The sequence below is a fragment of the Pullulanibacillus camelliae genome (assembly GCF_014642655.1).
Taxonomy (GTDB): domain Bacteria; phylum Bacillota; class Bacilli; order Bacillales; family Sporolactobacillaceae; genus Pullulanibacillus; species Pullulanibacillus camelliae.
Genome location: NZ_BMIR01000023.1, coordinates 1 through 18,239 on the forward strand (window position 1 = coordinate 1; position 18,239 = coordinate 18,239).

Consider the following 18,239-nt stretch of genomic DNA (forward strand, 5'->3'; position numbering starts at 1 on the left):
GGAACCAAGCGAAGACATTCGCGCGGTAGCTGGAAAAGCGTACAAATTTAGAGTGCCAGAAATACTGGGATGAATAGGGTACCGAGAAAAGTTTGACACAAACAATAAGCATTCGGAGATTGAATCCTATGTCTCTTAAGGTTATACTTAATAACTGATAATGATTATTATTATTATAAGACTATCATACTATAAATCTCATATTTTTTAAGTGAAGGGATCAGCAGGACTATGACTTATAGAAAGAAAGACAGGGCGCCAAGTAAAATTGATGAACAAAAGAAACATAAGCCCATAAATAGTCTCGTTGTCATCGTCTTAGGACTCGTTGCCTTGCTTTTTGCTTTTGGTTTCTCCGTCGCTTATGGGGCAGCTGATATACAACTCAGTACGGTTTGGAAAGCAATCGTTGCCTTCAATCCTGATATTTCTACGCATCAAGTCATCCGCGAAATAAGAATCCCTAGGTCTTTAGCCGCTGTGTTAGTGGGGGCCTTTTTAGCAGTTGCCGGAACCATCATGCAAGGACTCACGCAAAATCCGCTGGCTTCACCGTCCATCATGGGTGTTACGGATGGGGCTGCCTTTGCGATTGTCTTAGTTCTGGCCTTTGCCTCCAGCCCTTCCAATTTCGTTATATCCTTAATTGCTTTTATCGGAGCGGGAATGGGGGTTGCATTGGTTTTCGCCATTGGAGCTTTATCCAAAAGTGGCTTAACTCCTGTCAAGCTCACCTTGGCTGGGGTTGCTGTAGGAACGTTGCTGCGATCAATCTCATCAGCCATCGCCTTACAGAAGGATGTCGCTAAGAACATGAGCTTTTGGTATGCGGGAGGCTTAGATGGCACAACCTGGACGAGTATTCATATATTAATAGTAGCTGGCTTCATCGGCTTCCTCTTAGCTGGCTTCATTGCCCATTCGATGACTTTATTAAGTCTGGGTGATGAAGTGTCTACAGGGCTTGGTCAAAACACAACGGTAGTCAAAGTCATTGGCGCCATTGTCGTCCTCGTTCTTACCGGCTCAGCCGTGGCTGTTGCCGGAACAGTAGGGTTTATCGGACTTGTCGTGCCACATATCACGCGCTTTTTGATTGGTCACGATTATCGCACACTTCTCCCGGCATCTGCAGTGCTCGGTAGCCTGCTGCTGGTCCTTTCTGACTTAGTGGCACGAATGATCAATAACCCCTACGAAACACCTGTGGGAGCTATCACAGCAGCGATTGGAGTTCCATTTTTCTTATACCTCGCTCGCAGTGAGAGGAGGGGATTATGATGGCAAAAGAAAAGGGCGTAAAAAAAAGCCGTTATACCCAACTCATTATTCTGCTCGTGGTCCTCATCTTGGTCGTCTTTTTTGTAAGTCTAAATTTAGGGGCGATTCGCATTGCACCGCTTAATGTTATGAAGACGCTCATAGGGTTAGGGTCGTCTCAGGATCAACTGGTCCTATTTGATTTCCGTCTACCTGAGATTATCCTTGCTTTACTTATTGGTGCAGGGCTCGCCGTTTCAGGGGCTGTTCTACAAAGCGTGACACGCAATGAACTCGCTGATCCAGGCATCATTGGCATCAACGCTGGTGCAGGTTTTGCCGTTGTGCTCTTTATTTTCCTTTTTGATAAAAGCATGAGCAGTACCAATTTTCTCACTATCTTTGCCATGCCATTATTTGCCTTATTAGGGGCACTACTTGCCGCTTTCATCATTTATACTTTGGCTTGGAAAAAGGGGATTAGTCCCGTTCGCCTCATCCTTGTTGGAATTGGTGTCAATGCCGGTTTTGGAGCGGGTATTACTATTTTCCAATTAAAGATGGCCCCACAGGATTTCACTAAAGCGACCGTATGGCTAGCGGGCGATATTTGGGCCAACAATTGGTTATATGTGTTATCCTTATTACCATGGATTATTATTCTCATACCCTATGTTATCTATAAAGCGCACAGCTTAAATGTCCTTAATCTTGGTGATCACTTGGCCATTGGCCTGGGCACCAGCGTTGAAAGAGAACGGCGGCTCTTGCTTATTCTGGCAGTAAGTTTGGCTGGATTTTGTGTGGCCTTAGGTGGTGGAATTGCCTTTTTAGGATTAGTCACACCACACATTGCCAGGCGACTGATTGGCCCGAAGCACGAGCTACTCTTACCAGTCAGTACACTCTTGGGTGCTTTGCTGCTGTTGCTTGCCGATACGATCGGAAACAACATCTTCTCACCAACAGAAGTCCCTGTTGGTATCGTTGTCGCTGTCTTAAGTGCGCCGTATTTTATTTACTTACTGATGAAAACCGATTGAGGGAGAGATTCGCTTGGTCACACTATCTACACAACAGTTACAAGTAGGCTATGGTGACAAGGTCATCATACAAGATTTATCACTCCATATCCCTGAAGGTGAAATCACCTGTATTATTGGTCCAAACGGTTGTGGAAAATCCACATTATTAAAAACGTTAGCGAGGATTCAGCGCGCAAAATCCGGCTCGATTTTTCTTGATGGGAAGGCCATACAAGATATTCCGACAAAGGAAATTGCGAAACAAATGGCTATCCTTCCGCAAACACCAGGGGCACCCAATGGGTTAACGGTCTATGAACTCGTTTCCTTTGGTCGTTCACCTTATAAAAAAGGCTACGGAAAACTGACTAATAAGGACCGCGACGTCATTGAATGGGCGCTTGAAGTGACGGGAACAGATGAATTCCGGGATCAGGCCATTGATGCCCTGTCAGGTGGTCAAAGACAACGTGCCTGGATCGCAATGGCCATTGCTCAGGAAACCGAGCTCCTCATGCTAGATGAGCCAACAACTTATCTCGATCTCGCCCATCAGCTTGAGGTCCTTAAGCTCCTCGAACGCTTGAATAAAGAAGAGCAGCGCACCATTGTGATGGTTATTCACGATTTGAACCATGCCGCTCGTTTTTCCAATTATATGGTGGCTATGAATAGTGGCGCCATCATCAAAGAAGGGACACCTTTTGATGTCATGACGCCTGAAAACCTCAGACACGTCTTTAATATTGAGGCTGACATCATTCAAGATCCAAAATCAGGAAAACCTGTCTGCCTGTCCTATGACCTCATTGAACAAAAGACATTGGTCAAAAAATAAGCCGGTTGAAGCTAAAAGAGAACAACCCTCTGATGGATTTGTTCTCTTTTTCTGCATTCTAAAGGCACTTGCCTTGCGAGCAGATTGGCACAAGTTCCGATGTCTATAAAGGTGCATCGTCCCGTTGACCTTTCCGCCATAAACCGCTACAATCAGTGACAGATTGTCTTTTAAAGAATGGGTGTTAAGTTTGAAAGGGATTTTATTTAGGAAAAAGCCTGTTGAGCATCTGCTCAATAACCAGGCTAGCACGCAATTCAAGAAAACATTAGGGGCTTTTGACCTTGTCCTGCTTGGAGTTGGTGCCATTGTAGGCACAGGTATATTCATCCTTCCAGGAACAGTGGCCGCAGGGTATTCGGGCCCTGCCATTGTTTTTTCCTTTATTCTCGCTGCTGTTGTTTGCTCTTTAGCAGGCATGTGTTTTTCAGAATTTTCTTCATCCGTCCCCGTGACGGGGAGTGCTTATACGTATGGGTATATTGTCTTTGGAGAATTAACCGCTTGGTTTGTGGGCTGGGCCTTGCTATTAGAATATGGCTTAGCTGTTGCTTCCGTTGCAGCAGGATGGGCTTCTTATCTCAATTCATTATTGGCTGGATTTCATCTCATGCTTCCAAAGGCCGTTTCTGGTCCCTTTAATCCAGCTGATGGGACATATTTAAATGTTCCTGCTATGATCATCATCTTTATCCTTGCTTTTTTATTAACTCTAGGCATCCGAGAATCGACGAACTTCAATACATTGATGGTCATCATTAAAATAGGTGTGATTCTTTTATTCATCGGTGTCGGTATTTTTTATGTTAAGCCAGAGCATTGGCACCCCTTTATGCCCTTTGGAGTAGGCGGAGTTGTGAATGGTGCCGCCCTTGTATTTTTTGCGTATCTTGGGTTTGATGCAGTGTCATCAGCAGCGGAAGAGGTCAAGAATCCACAGCGGAACATGCCCATTGGTATCATTGGTTCCCTACTGATTTGTACATTGCTTTACGTCGCCGTATCACTTGTACTTACGGGAATTACACCTTATGCACATCTCAATGTCAATGATCCCGTTACTTTTGCTATGAAGCTCGTACATCAGGATTGGATCGCAGGCATCATTTCGCTTGGCGCGATTATTGGGATGATCACCGTTATCCTCGTGATGCTATATGGAGGGACCCGACTGCTTTACGCTATTGGACGCGATGGCTTGCTTCCGAAAAGCATGTGCGAGCTGAGCAAGAAACACCAAACCCCTGTTAAAAACACTTGGACGTTTGCTCTGCTTGCCGCAATTTGTGCAGGGGTCGTTCCCTTATCAAAATTAGCAGAATTAGTGAACATGGGAACCTTGCTTGCTTTTACCATTGTCTCAATTGGGATTATCTATTTAAGGAAAAATAAGAACATCCCCACAGGTGGTTTTAAAGTTCCCTTATTTCCGATCTTACCAATTTGCTCATTTCTTCTATGCATCTTTTTAATCACCCAGCTTTCACTTCAAACATGGGTAGCCTGCGGCATTTGGTTTATTTTTGGGCTCATTGTCTACTTCATGTACGGAAGAAAGCATAGTTTAATGAACAGATCTTAAAAGGATAAAAGCGTAGTGTCATAATGACGAGCTACGCTTTTTTGTTCATATGCTTGTTTAATCGATCGCTTTCGTCGACCTTTTTCTTAAAATGAAATAGGCAAAAATAAGAATGAGAAACCAAACCGGTGTGACAAATAGTGCAATACGCGTGTCTGCCGAAAATGCTAATACAACGATAATAAAAACAAAGAAAGCTAGAATCAACCAATTCATCACGGGAGCAAATGGCATTTTAAAGGTGTTCTGACTGGCCTCAACCGGCTTCAATTGACGAAACCTAAGATGAGCAATTAATATCATGGCCCAAACCCAAATGAAGCAAATCGTTGAAATGCTTGTGACTAGGGTAAAAACCTGTTCAGGCAAAAGATAATTTAACAGCACGCCTACCAATAACACAAGGGTTGAAAAAAGCAACGCTGGAGCAGGTACATTTCTTTTATTTAAAGTCTTTAATTGACGCGGCGCCTTGCCTTGGTCGGCTAGCGTATAGGCCATTCGACTTGTACTGAAAATCCCACTGTTACAAGAGGAAGCCGCTGAGGTGATGACAACGAAATTAATAATCCCCGCAGCGATTGGAATTCCAATCAAGGAAAAGACTCTCACAAATGGACTTTGCGCTGGGTCTAGCCCATTCCAAGGATAAATGGACATGATAACAAATAATGCTCCAATGTAAAAAATTAAAATACGGATAGGGATTTGATTGATGGCTTTAGGTATTGTTCGCCCTGGGTCAACAGCCTCACCTGCTGTCACACCAACAAGCTCAATCCCCACAAAAGAAAAGACAACCATTTGGAAGGAAAGAACAAATCCAGATACTCCATTTGGGAAAAAACCGCCATAGCTCCAAAGGTTAGAAAAGGAAGCCGCTGCCCCATTTCCTTCAAAGCCCATGAAAACTAGGATAAAACCAATGATAATCAATGCCAGGATAGTCACAATCTTAATCAACGCAAACCAAAATTCGATCTCACCAAAGGCTTTTACCGTCGCCAAGTTAATAAGAAGCAAAATAAGCACACAGGCAAGAGCGGGCAACCATTGCGGTACACCTGGTATCCAATATTTCATATAAACACCTATAGCCGTGATTTCAGCAATGCCTGTAGCAATCCAACAAAACCAATACGTCCAGCCCGTTATAAACCCTGCCCACGGACCAATAAACTGTTCGGCAAAATCAGCAAACGAGCCTGTTGACGATTGATAAACGAGTAGTTCACCTAATGCCCGCATCATGAAAAAAAGAGCGACACCTACAATAAGATAGACAAGCATAATCGATGGCCCAGCAAGATGAATAGACTTCCCTGCACCAAGGAAAAGCCCTGTTCCAATGGCTCCACCGATCGCAATTAATTGAATGTGGCGGTTTTTCAACCCCCTTTCTAACGTCCTACCCTTTGTTTGTTCCCCCATTATGTATGCACCTCACCTCTCTAGCAAAAGCGTGATCACTTTGCCTCACATGTCACATAATACTCCACCATGCCTCCCTCTCTCGATGACACGATAGACACTATGAGCCCGAAAATAATATCCCTTATCATTATATACAGAAAAAGTGACCCCTAACAGTTCCACACCAGCAAAAAGATAAGCCTGAGCCGGCTTACAAAGAAGATAAAGAAAACTTAACCTTCATCGTTTCAAGCACTCCTGATGTGATTATAATACAATCACATATTAGGGGTGCAAAACGTCAGTAAGGATATCAATTTGCTAGTATGAGAAAAACCAGACGAAAAGCAGGCGCGAGACTCCTGCGGGAAGTGGGAGATCGATAAGACCTTAGCAGTGCGAAGGCGCGAGGTGGCTTACCACTCCCCCGCGGAAAGCGAGCGGCCTAAAGCGGAAATCCGCACCACCGTCCTCACGACCAGAAATTTTATACTTTTTTTCTTTTTAGAAAACTTTGCTTGCACCACTTCGCTGGTACTCCTGATGTGATTTTTGCACATCACACACTTAGGGTGCCCGCAAGCCTCAGGTGGCGATAGTCAAAGCCCGACTTATACTATCTCTTTATGAGCGTCAGCGAAGTTATAAATTCTGATCCTCAAAAAAAGGAGCCCCTTTAAAAGGCTCCCGCTTATAAACTCTCATATTCAAAACAGTAAACTGTCAAGCTTGTGAGAGCAAGCATTCTCTATTAATCAGACTGGGGCAGACAGTCTACTCATAAAAAAGCCAGCACATTCACAATGTCCTTTTAAAAGCTTATATCGTTCGGTATTCATGTCACCTCTTTTAGTTTTATCCCAGCTTCTCTCTATTTATGTGCGACGCATATAGGCGCGGACAGTGATAGGCGCGAAAATCACTACAATAACGGCAGCACCAATCAGGGAAATACTAAAGTCCCACCCAATGGTGCCTGAGTTTGCAAGATTGCGAACCGCCGTGACAAGGTGTGAAATCGGATTGATTTTAACAAACCATTGAAGCCAATTAGGCATTGTATTTGCTGGCACAAAAGCATTTGAAAGAAAGGTTAAAGGAAACAACACAATCATTGAAATCCCTTGAACACTCGATGCAGTACGGGCAATAACACCAAAAAAGGCAAAGATCCAGCTAATCGCCCATGCGCAAACGATGACGAGCAAACCAGCGAGAACCACATAGCCAAATCCCCCGTCTGGCCGATACCCCATGATATAACCCATGGTGAACGTCAATACTGTCGCAATCGTGTAACGGATCGTATCCGCTAATAATGCACCCGACAATGGCGCAATCCGAGCTATCGGTAATGACTTGAAACGGTCAAATACTCCCTTATCCATATCCTCCCGAAGCTGAACACCTGTCACGATAGATGTTGTGATCACGGTTTGAACAAGGATACCAGGAATAATAACAGGTAAATAGCTCTTGACATCCCCCGAAATAGCCCCACCAAAGATGTAGGTAAACATAAGTGTAAATAAGATAGGCTGTAGCGTCACATCAAATAATTGCTCAGGTGTACGCTTAATCTTTAACAAGCCCCGATAAGCCATCGTTAAAGAATTTTGTAAGGATTGTTTAAAACTTGTGGTATTGCGCAGGCGCCGTTCAGAAACCGGCTTAATAGACGTAGAATTCATTGTGCTGCCTCCTTTACTTTCTCTGAATCTCCTTTGACCTCATCTTCCACGCCATGACCTGTGATCGTCAAAAAGACTTCATCTAAGGTGGGCTTTTGTACGCTCAATTCAGCAAGAGGAATTCCTGCGTCACGGAGAGCAATGAGTAGGTCAGTGACCCGATCAGCATCTGCCATTGGTGCAGTAATGATCCCACCCTCTGCAGAAACTGCCGACTGAACTTCAAGTACTCTTTCAATCGTTTGACGTGCACGAGCAATGTCCTGAGCCTCTTGAATTCTCAACTGTAATGAGGAATTGCCCACAGAGGTTTTTAATTCATCTACAGTGCCCTCAGCAACCACTTGACCACGATCAATGACGGCTATCCGATCGGCAAGCTCATCTGCTTCCTGCAAATACTGTGTGGTTAATAAAACGGTAGATCCGGTTTTAACCAAGCGACGAATCGTATCCCACATTTGGTTCCGTGTGCGTGGGTCTAGTCCTGTTGTTGGCTCATCTAAGAAAATGAGCGGAGGCTGGGCAATAAGACTCGCTGCCAAGTCCAAGCGCCGGCGCATCCCACCTGAAAAGTTTTTCAATGGACGCTTAGCAGCTTCAGTCAAACCAAATTCCTCCAGTAACTCGGCAGCCTTTTGACGTGCTTCAGAACGGCTTAACCCAAGAAGCCGAGAGAAAATCACTAAATTCTCAGTAGCACTGAGTGCTTCATCAACAGAAGCATATTGTCCAGTCACCCCGATAATCTGGCGGACAATTTGCGCCTCTTTTACCACATCATGTCCAAATATGCGCGCAGATCCGGCATCTGGTTTTAATAAAGTGGCCAGCATTCGAATCGTGGTTGTCTTGCCCGCTCCATTAGGACCCAGTACACCGTATATCGATCCCGCGCGCACATTGAGGCTGACACCATCCACCGCGCGATTATTTCCAAAGGTTTTGACAAGCCCTTGAGCTTCAACAGCCCATTCCTCTGAAACGGTTCTTTGTTCATTACTCATCCGCTATTCCTCCTATTCTTTGCATCATTAACTATAATGAGAACATATACCTTTTAACATGAACGTCCGACGGGATTTCCCTCCGCCTTAGGTTGGATTTTTAAATTTTTTCAACAGCACCATTCCTTGATATACTGAGGATACAACAGCTTTGTGAACAGAGTATGAACTAAAGAAAAACACAGCCTCTTAGGCTGTGTTGGTAAGAGATGAGCTTCTGAACCTTACTTAGTATACATTTTATAAGGACTATTTACCTTTTAAACCTATTTGATTGATTAAATTCATAACTGAACAGCTATCCCATATCTTTTTCCCATTTTGAAATTATCCTTGATTAGCTGGGGATATAGGTCCTGGCTAAAGTACAATTTAGCAGTTTTTCCCTTGTCATCTGGCTTCACTTGGAATACCATCGTTAACTGCGTGGACGTGTTAGGCGCTAAATGCTGCAGTTGGCTGGCATCAAATTTGCCTTGGTTGGTCTGATAGACGTCTAGTCCATATGCGAGTTGACTTTCAATCAATTTAATAACAGAGAGCGTTTGAGTTGACTTGTTATGAACCTGCAAGGTTACCGACACAGGAATATATTTATATGAACCTGCCTTTTGGAGGGCTCCCTCAGATACCTGCTTTACTCTAACATTAGCATAATCAATAGGAATACTATCATTTTTATGATAGGTTTTAATTGCATAGGTTTTGGCCACGCCAACATTAACTTTGTACACTCTAATCCCCCATACCGCAAGTGCAAGAGCAACAATTACAAGGGTTACTGTTAATTTTTTATTCATGCTTCCTCACCCATCAAATGATAATGATCAATGATTTTGCCATTTTCCATCAGAAAAATTTCATCCGATAAAAACTCGAGTTCCTCCTTATCATGGCTGGCAATCAATATACATTTATCCCTCGCCTTTAGATCAAGTAACAACGTCTTAAACTCTTCTATACCATCAGAATCCAAAGCATTGGTTGGCTCGTCCAATATAATGAGATCGGGTTCTTCCATGATAGCTTGGGCGATACCCAAGCGCTGCTTCATACCAAGGGAATATTTGCGATATTTTCGTTTATCATTCGGATCTAACCCCACCAAGCGAATTGACTCTCTAATTCTTTCGTCATCAATCATCTGATTTAATCGGGCCAGCATTTGTAAATTTTTAAACCCTGTATAGCTATTCAAAAAACCTGGGTATTCGATCAATACCCCTACACTCGGTGGAAAGGACAGCTCTTTTCCTAACACAACGCCCCCTACTTCAACCGTCCCTTCCGTTGGCATGATTAATCCACATAGCGCTCGGAAAAGCATCGTTTTCCCTGAGCCATTTTTGCCTCTGAAACCATATATTGAGCCCTTATGTAGAGAGAGATGAATATCCTTTAGGATCGGCTGATTTTTAATTGTCTTTGATAAATGTTCCACTTTTAAGTATGCCGATGTTGCCATCTTTACCTTCCTCCTAATAAACCTCTGATTTCCTAAATGTATAGAGCGTAAAAGCCGCTATAACAACAAAGCAAACTGCGCAATATATCACCGAAAAGCTTAATGTCAGATGGTGCTCTCTATTAAAGGTATCCTGCTTTAAAATCATAGAATGAATAGCTGGAAGCCACTTGGTACCAAGAAAAGTAGAGAGACTGCTAATGATGATCACACCTAGAAAGGAAACTATGGGTGATAGCCACTGCAAAAGCAATAAAAGGATGCTCGATAACACCAAGTTTGTCAGTATATAACCGAGAAAGATGCGCCAAACCAGTTGCCCAGGTGAAACCGAGTTATTCATTAACGACGCAATATAATGATGAAAATAAGCGGAGCTATGAAACGAAAAATCACCAAGCACTATACTTGATACAGCATAGATGACAATAAACATCCCTGCAAAGAGCAACATATTTTGGATGATAAGCCAACAAACCTTTGACAGCATATATTGAAGCTTAGAATGACACCGCAACACTACATAGGTACGATTATTATTAAGATCTTGATAGAGAAAATCTCCAATCAAAAAGAGAGTAAAAAATTGAATAAAGTCCCAATAATAGGGGAGTTCGTAATCAGAAAGTGTTTTTATATATCCATTATCCTTTAATAACAGATAAACTGTTCCAACGGTATTCCCATTAGCAACGGACTTGACTTCCGCACCCATCATCAAGGAAAGCAAAGCGATCAGGCCATAAAAAACGATAAATTTGTATTTGCCATAAGCCAGACTATAGCTTAGATCGTGGCTCAATAGCCTGTAAAAGGTTCGGCCTCGTGTCATTATATAAAATCCTTTCTTTCATATAAAAGCCCTGTTACCCCATATAATACGAGTGACAAAATGAATAAATATAAACACTGGTAGAATGCCATCATGGGATATAGCCAATCTTGAAGGGAAAGCGTCATTGCTCTTGTAAAAAATGATATAGGGACAACACCCGTTTGATCCAGTCCTGCCAGTGCAATAAGAATGATAAGAACAAGTGCACTATTCTTTAGCCACTGCTTTAAAAATAGAGTAAAAAAGGCAATGGTTAATAATCCCAAAAATTTACTGATAAACACTATGAGGATAACTTTATAGGTCACAACATGGGAAACAACTCCCCGAAACCGTACCTCGTCATGCAATTCATGGCTGATTAGCCCTGTGCGACTTACCCACGTATTATTAAAACCAGCAAAGCACCCCGCCCACAAAAAGGCAATGATTAGAATTAAACAAGTTAACACGAATGATAGACAAATGACAACAATAACGTGACGATGCCATAAATGAAATCGCGAGCCTATCTTGACTAGACATGCCCCTTTTTCTATGCTTTCAATATATTGTGTCAAGACGATGACTATTAGAGGGATTCCAACAGTGATGAACATAAATTGATTCGTGCTGCCCTCCAAACCACCTACATCTGCAATAAGACCAAAGAATCCGCGATCAGTTGAGCCTGCCCCCCTTGTCATCATGGTTAATAAATATAAAACAAACAAACTATACAGACTCCCTAGTAACCAAACCTTTTTAAATAAAAATAATCTTTCAATGGACTGCTGGATGCCTTTAAATCGTTTCATTACGCTGCCCCACCGCAAAATACCAAACAAAACTCCCAACAATGCCCACCAGTAAATAAACCGGAAGTTGCCAGGTCGTTTGGACATCTTTTAAATACAAAGAAGAAATGGGTGTAAAACCTGGAAATGCTGTAAAAACGGAGTCCAAGCCCATATAGACAAGAAACGGAAAAACGACAACAACATATCGATTTTTGATAACTGTTGAAAAAGCCAAAGCAAATGAAGAGAGCATTCCACCAAATAAAAAAATGATAAGGATTCGAATCCAAGTATAGAGAAACGGATGTGAATAAAATAAGGCTGGCCAAAAGGAATCCTGATTAACTAGTGGCATGCCAAAATAATAATTATTTTGAATCAATGGATACGCCGACATCTCAGCTAAAAAATTAATAACCAAAGGAAAAATTGTAACAGCGCCCCCCACGACAAAATTAGTCGAGTAGCGCACAAGAAGATACTTTCTCTTTGCCACCTTTGTTAAAATTCCTTTTATTAATCCAGTATTAAAATCTTCAGCATAGGCATCAGAAAAAGCCAAGGCCGCAAGTAGAGGAAAAATTAAAAGATAAATCGGATACGTGTCTGAAACAAAGAACATCCAACTGACATAAGCACTTCTTGGATAGAGGGCATAATCATTTTTCGTCAAGCCCTGAGGCCATGTTTGAATGACTGGCCAAAGAGCCAGAAATAACCCAAGGAGGAGCAACAGCCAAAACAAGGGTCGCCGTCCAATCCTCCTTATTTCCATGCTTAACATCGCTATCACACCTCTCACTTTAACGCTGAAATTCCTTTTTATCGTATAGTTTTAAACAGATAACCGAAAAAACTGTTATTAAGAAAACAAAATAAAATAAATTAAAGAATTGATCACCAGGTGACAACCAGGTATTGAGTGAAATGTTAGCTCTGCCTACAAAATAGCTAATGTTACCTGGTAATCCACTATCGATTCCTAATAAAATAAGAGAAACAAAAAAGACAAAACTATTCTTTGTTAATAGAGCTTTCAAGAAAACAACCATTACTCCTAAAAAAAGAGTGGCCAAAAATCGTGACATTATAATGTAGCTCCACACCTTTATACTAGATACATGGGGAATATATAGGGGAAAGAAAGCTTTATTTTCTAATAAGAAGTAAATGGTCCCTCCTTTGGTTCCCCAAAGATTATGAAGCTGTCCTGTAGCGAGAAGAGAGGCTACGATACCGCCTATTATCATTAAAAAAGTGAACCCTGCGCTCAACACTAAACAAAGCATAAAGTGTTCATAAAAAAGCCTCCTTTTTCGCTTGATTCGAATAACGATCATATCACTTTCAAACCGATCGATTAATAATGGTAAGCCTAACACCAATAACGGCAGGACACCTATGGTTAATGTGAGAAGACTAGCACTACCTCCCCATCTCATATTAACGAGATAGTCAAAGAGTGAATTGCTGGTGCCGCGCATCATGATGTTGAGGATCATAATGAATACAAAATAAGCGAAGCTTATTATTAACATCCATTTTGATATATATTTTCGCTCAATCATTGTCTGATCAACACCACCTTTTCAATCTACCCACTCTCAAGCTTCTCTTAACACGGATTCGCTTCCGTACATGTATTAGGAGCCTCTTTCTTGACGCCACCATTATATCCTGGCGTTTCTAGTAAAAAACCATGCCCGCTTACTCGTTTGTCACCAGTAAAATCTAGTTGAAATGCTTGCTTAGAAACACCATGGTTAATTTTAAGATGCCTAGCATTAACAAAGTAAATGACTTTATTCTTATGACCATAGCAATCTAAGCTCAGTAACGCTCCCGTGTCTTGAGATACAGTCATTTTAAAATGCCCTGCTAAATCCTCAGATATTGCTTTGGGAATGTCACCTTCAATGAGATAAACAGGCATGCCAAATTTTGTTCCAGAATGATAGTGCCAGCTGGGATAATCGTTATAGATCAATGTATACCACTGACTCTCTATTGTCTCTTGACCAACCTTAAGATAGGTGAAAATATCTGAAGACTTGATTGATTGTTTTGTATAGAGGTGTTTAAGAGGCAATTGTTCGCTCGCTGCTGCATGTTGAAATAACACATTTTCCTGCTGGGCCACCTGCCCCTTCTCAATATAATAAATTTTTGAAAGACTCATTTGCTTCTCGTAATCCACGCTAAATGTCTCTCGCATTTTGTTTTCACGGCTGTCACCCCATTCAACATCCCCCTGAGCATTTTCAATGTTATCCAGGTAATAATACATTTTTCTCACTATGTTAAATTGATCAGGATACTTCTGAGCCAATTTCTTCTCCTCAGAAGTATTAAACGGAAAGTGCTTCTCCAAATCAACGTCTCTATGTACTTCAGCATTTTCCCCAGTCGAACGTGATGACTTCCTCCCTTTCTCTTGCGCTATTTCTTCGGGACTTTCTTTCTTGTCCTTACTCATCATCAATTTAGAAAAGAGCTCAGGATGAGACTGATTAATCTTATATCCCAATAACACCAGCGCCACGAGCGTCACAATCCCTATTGATAGCCATTTTTTTAGCATTATAGCCCCCCCAACACGCCGTTTGTCTCTTCTATATCATGCGGATTGAAATTATCCCCATTTATTTCAAATGAAAAACCTTATTTTAACTCTACTAAATAAAATTCCCACTTTCAATATAAGTTTATCAAATAAAAGGAATAATTAATATTAATTGAAAATATTATAACTAATCATCCAGTATAAAAGTGCGCTAAGATGAATTGACAACTGATGAAGAATTTTTTCCATTCTTCATTTATGGAAGCTGAAGGCATAGACACACGTTCATGACAAGCGGACATTTCCCCAAAAAGTAATACAAGAACTTTGAGTATACTTATTGCTATTTTGAATTGAGGCTGATACTATAGAGGGGTGTTATTTGGAAGGCTAATTTTCTAATACATCTTTGAGTCTTTCCAAGCAGATAATTTTGACCACTTTCTTCGGGAAGTTGAGGCAACGGTGTGCCGGGTCAAATGCCGATTGGCAACCTTTAGTTGCCTTATTGATTGAGTTAAAAGCTCAAATTTTATAAGTTGGTTACTTTACAACCAGTGCAAAAGCACATCAACTTGTGAAACGGTCAATAAGAGTGGTAAAAGTAAATTATTTGCTATATAGACTCTGATCCTATTAGATAAAGTATTAATATTTAATTAGCTTCCACCCTAGCTGATTTGTGATGACTACATAACAATACGCTGATCATAGCTTTTTAAAATATTGATGACTATCTAAAAGCAAGTGTTGTGCGCGAGTAGAGCGTTTTACACTTGCTTTTTTTGTTGTGAAACGTTTTACAAAAGGAGATAGGCAAAGGGATTCCTTCCTTTGCCGCAGAAAAAATCTATGATGATGGGAGATATCGAGAATGGGGAAAGCACTGATTATCGGTTGCGGTGGTGTGGCATCTGTCGCCATTCATAAATGCTGTCAAAACAATGACGTGTTTGAAGAAATTTGTATTGCCAGCCGAACAAAATCCAAATGTGATGCTTTAAAGGCAAAATTAGATGGGGGTAAGACAAAAATAACAACCGCCCAAGTCGATGCCAATAATGTTGATGAACTTATTGCCCTAATCGAAGAGGTCAAGCCAGACATTGTGATGAATTTGGCATTGCCTTATCAAGATTTGACGATCATGGATGCTTGCCTGGCGACGAAAACGCACTATCTTGATACCGCCAATTATGAGCCTGAAGATACGGCAAAGTTTGAATACAAATGGCAATGGGACTATCGCGAGCGATTCGAGAAGGCTGGGATTACCGCCCTTCTAGGTAGCGGTTTTGATCCAGGTGTCACGAGCGTTTTCTCTGCCTATGCACTGAAACACCACTTCGATGAGATCGAGTATATTGATATTTTGGATTGTAACGCTGGGGATCACGGCTATCCTTTCGCAACCAACTTCAACCCAGAAATCAACATTCGCGAAGTGTCCGCAAAGGGAAGCTACTGGGAAAACGGCAAATGGATTGAAACGGAGCCAATGGAGATCAAGCGTGTCTACAACTTCCCTGAGATCGGTGCAAAGGATATGTACTTGCTTCACCACGAGGAAATCGAATCACTTGCATTAAACATCCCTGGCATTAAGCGGATTCGGTTCTTTATGACCTTTGGCGAGAGCTATCTGACTCACCTTAAATGCCTTGAAAATGTTGGCATGACATCCATTGAACCAATCGAGTTTGAAGGCAAGCAAATCATTCCACTGCAATTCTTAAAAGCTGTGCTGCCAGACCCTGCTTCACTTGGACCTAGAACAAAAGGCAAAACAAATATCGGTTGTATCTTCCAAGGAAAAAAGGACGGCAAAGAGAAAACCTACTATCTATACAATGTGTGTGACCATGAAGCCTGCTATCAAGAAGTGGGGTCACAAGCGGTTTCCTATACAACTGGCGTACCTGCGATGATCGGCGCGATGATGGTCATGACGGGCAAATGGAACAAACCCGGCGTATACAACATAGAGGAATTTGACCCGGATCCATTCATGGAGGCTTTAAATAAATGGGGCTTGCCATGGAAAGAGGACTTTAATCCAGAGCTTGTCGACGAGCAGACTGCACAGCAATTAGAGCCGGAGCACGCGCGTTAACATGCGATTTGAAGAACTTCCAACACCATGTTATGTCGTCGATGAAACCCTTCTGGAAAACAATTTACGTCTATTAAACGGTGTGATACAGCGCACAGGCTGCAAGATCGTTTTAGCTCAAAAAGCCTTTTCAATGTATACGATGTATCCACTCATTGGTCAATACCTCAGTGGTACAACCGCAAGTGGCTTATTTGAAGCGCGGCTCGGTCACGAAGAGATGGGAAAAGAGAACCATATCTTTTCCCCTGCTTACCGTGATGATGAGATCGATGAAATCATCGCCATCTGTGATCATATTATCTTTAATTCCTTCTCGCAGATTGAAAAGTATAAAGATAAAGTGCTACAGGCAGGAAAAAAGGTGGGCCTGCGCATCAATCCCGAATGCTCTACTCAGGAAGGACACGCGATTTACGATCCTTGTGCACCTGGATCACGTTTCGGCGTCACCCTAGAGCATTTTCGCCCTGATCTGCTTGATGGGATCTCTGGCCTGCATTTTCATACACTCTGTCAGCAAAACGCAGACGATTTAGAAAAGACATTGAACGCTGTCGAAGAAAAGTTTGGACCATGGCTTACGCAAATGGACTGGATTAATTTTGGTGGCGGCCACCATATTACTAGAGAAGATTATGATATTCCATTGCTTGAGTCCTGCATTCAACATATGCAGGAGCGCTACGGCTTAGATGTCTATCTTGAACCTGGCGAAGCCGTCGCCCTCAATGCGGGTTATTTAGTCACAACCGTCCTTGATACACTGCAAAATGGCATGGATATCGCGATTCTGGATACATCTGCCTCTTGCCATATGCCTGATGTGCTGGAAATGCCTTATCGTCCTCCCCTTCTAGGCTCTGGAGAGGCTGGGGAAAAACCTTTTACGTATCGCCTTGGTGGACAAACCTGTCTTGCTGGGGATACCATTGGGGACTATTCCTTTGATCAACCGCTTAAGGGCGGTGATCGCTTAGTTTTCGGTGACATGGCCATCTATACGATGGTTAAAAACACGACGTTTAACGGCATGCCGCTGCCAGCCATTGCCATCAAAGATAAAGACGGTGACTGTCACATTGTGCACCAATTCGGCTATCAAGATTTTAAAATGCGCCTTGCGTAAGGAAGAAAGACAGGAACTACGAAGGCACTGTGCACCCTCTGCACACTATAAATGCACTATTGGCCCTCGGTTGATTGGAAGGGCAGGTATGAGATTCAGAACCCTTCAGACAGAGTGTGTTCCTCAGCGTCGCTTACTTACGAGTACCTATTACTAGAGGCCTGCGGAAAGGAGATATCGGTGAGCCTCCACAGGGGGTCGCCCGAGGAGGCTCGCCACTCCCCCATATGCCTAAATACTTATAAAATAAGAACCTGGAGCCTTTTTAGTGGCCTCAAGAACTGCTTGGCCCTTTTTTAATGGGTTGGAAAGGGATCATGCCGCGCTATACACCAAAAGCACTCCCTTAATGCCCCTTACCTACACAGAGGGGGACTGATTATGATATTCTCTGGGGAAAAGTTAAGACCTGTAGCTTATGCGTTCCATCACTGAAACACGCATGGCTACAGGTCCTATTTACTTAACAAAAGGCCAACCCTTTTTAACAAAAGCCTCAACCAAATTAATAAATAAAGCTTGAAGTTTCCGAATAGAGA

At 42.3% G+C, this 18,239-nt stretch carries 16 protein-coding genes; 6 read left to right on the top strand and 10 right to left on the bottom strand.

The genetic code is table 11. The annotated features are described in order from the left end of the window. Positions 1 to 231 precede the first annotated feature (231 nt). From IEW82_RS17125 to bcaP, 4 genes are all read left to right on the top strand, one after another. Positions 232 to 1,281 (top strand): FecCD family ABC transporter permease, encoded by a 1,050-nt coding sequence (locus IEW82_RS17125; RefSeq protein WP_188697519.1) that lies wholly within the window; start codon positions 232 to 234, stop codon positions 1,279 to 1,281. Next, on the top strand, positions 1,281 to 2,303 hold the full coding sequence (locus IEW82_RS17130) for a FecCD family ABC transporter permease (RefSeq protein ID WP_188697692.1): 1,023 nt from the start codon (positions 1,281 to 1,283) through the stop codon (positions 2,301 to 2,303). Before IEW82_RS17125 ends, IEW82_RS17130 begins: the two co-directional genes overlap by 1 nt. 13 nt (positions 2,304 to 2,316) lie before the next feature. Further along, on the top strand, positions 2,317 to 3,123 hold the full coding sequence (locus IEW82_RS17135) for an ABC transporter ATP-binding protein (RefSeq protein WP_188697522.1): 807 nt from the start codon (positions 2,317 to 2,319) through the stop codon (positions 3,121 to 3,123). Positions 3,124 to 3,313: 190 nt separating this feature from the next. After that, on the top strand, positions 3,314 to 4,705 hold the full coding sequence (bcaP, locus tag IEW82_RS17140) for a branched-chain amino acid transporter BcaP (RefSeq protein WP_188697525.1): 1,392 nt from the start codon (positions 3,314 to 3,316) through the stop codon (positions 4,703 to 4,705). Positions 4,706 to 4,762: 57 nt separating this feature from the next. On the opposite strand, the gene IEW82_RS17145 is transcribed toward bcaP, so the two are convergent. The 10 genes from IEW82_RS17145 to IEW82_RS17190 form a co-directional block, all read right to left on the bottom strand. Continuing rightward, positions 4,763 to 6,136 (bottom strand): amino acid permease, encoded by a 1,374-nt coding sequence (locus IEW82_RS17145; protein WP_188697528.1) that lies wholly within the window; start codon positions 6,134 to 6,136, stop codon positions 4,763 to 4,765. Positions 6,137 to 6,993: 857 nt separating this feature from the next. After that, positions 6,994 to 7,809 (bottom strand): ABC transporter permease, encoded by an 816-nt coding sequence (locus IEW82_RS17150; RefSeq protein WP_188697531.1) that lies wholly within the window; start codon positions 7,807 to 7,809, stop codon positions 6,994 to 6,996. Beyond that, positions 7,806 to 8,816 (bottom strand): ATP-binding cassette domain-containing protein, encoded by a 1,011-nt coding sequence (locus IEW82_RS17155; protein ID WP_188697543.1) that lies wholly within the window; start codon positions 8,814 to 8,816, stop codon positions 7,806 to 7,808. Before IEW82_RS17155 ends, IEW82_RS17150 begins: the two co-directional genes overlap by 4 nt. 284 nt (positions 8,817 to 9,100) lie before the next feature. Continuing rightward, positions 9,101 to 9,616, bottom strand: coding sequence for a DUF4352 domain-containing protein (locus IEW82_RS17160; RefSeq protein ID WP_188697546.1), 516 nt, complete (start codon positions 9,614 to 9,616; stop codon positions 9,101 to 9,103). Next, the gene (locus IEW82_RS17165) at positions 9,613 to 10,281 is read right to left on the bottom strand and encodes an ATP-binding cassette domain-containing protein (protein WP_188697561.1); all 669 of its coding nucleotides are present in this window, start codon (positions 10,279 to 10,281) and stop codon (positions 9,613 to 9,615) included. The genes IEW82_RS17160 and IEW82_RS17165 overlap by 4 nt, the downstream gene beginning before the upstream one ends. Positions 10,282 to 10,294: 13 nt before the next feature. After that, complete coding sequence (locus tag IEW82_RS17170; RefSeq protein WP_188697563.1) at positions 10,295 to 11,113, bottom strand: DUF2705 family protein; 819 nt, start codon at positions 11,111 to 11,113, stop codon at positions 10,295 to 10,297. Beyond that, complete coding sequence (locus IEW82_RS17175; protein WP_188697566.1) at positions 11,113 to 11,913, bottom strand: hypothetical protein; 801 nt, start codon at positions 11,911 to 11,913, stop codon at positions 11,113 to 11,115. Before IEW82_RS17175 ends, IEW82_RS17170 begins: the two co-directional genes overlap by 1 nt. Continuing rightward, entirely contained in the window at positions 11,900 to 12,679 is a 780-nt protein-coding gene (locus IEW82_RS17180) for a hypothetical protein (RefSeq protein ID WP_188697569.1), read from the bottom strand. Before IEW82_RS17180 ends, IEW82_RS17175 begins: the two co-directional genes overlap by 14 nt. Before the next feature lie 19 nt (positions 12,680 to 12,698). Further along, positions 12,699 to 13,463: a hypothetical protein gene (locus IEW82_RS17185; protein ID WP_188697571.1), complete on the bottom strand. Its 765-nt coding sequence runs from the start codon at positions 13,461 to 13,463 to the stop codon at positions 12,699 to 12,701. 47 nt (positions 13,464 to 13,510) lie between these two features. After that, positions 13,511 to 14,476, bottom strand: a complete 966-nt coding sequence (locus IEW82_RS17190; protein ID WP_188697573.1) for a hypothetical protein — start codon at positions 14,474 to 14,476, stop codon at positions 13,511 to 13,513. Between the two features lie 856 nt (positions 14,477 to 15,332). Here IEW82_RS17190 and IEW82_RS17195 point away from each other — a divergent pair. Together IEW82_RS17195 and nspC are read left to right on the top strand one after the other, a co-directional pair. Further along, a complete protein-coding gene (locus tag IEW82_RS17195; protein ID WP_188697576.1) occupies positions 15,333 to 16,571 on the top strand; it encodes a saccharopine dehydrogenase family protein in 1,239 nt (412 codons plus the stop codon). A 1-nt stretch (position 16,572) separates the two neighbouring features. Continuing rightward, a complete protein-coding gene (nspC, locus tag IEW82_RS17200) occupies positions 16,573 to 17,700 on the top strand; it encodes a carboxynorspermidine decarboxylase (protein ID WP_188697578.1) in 1,128 nt (375 codons plus the stop codon). Positions 17,701 to 18,239: the final 539 nt, after the last annotated feature.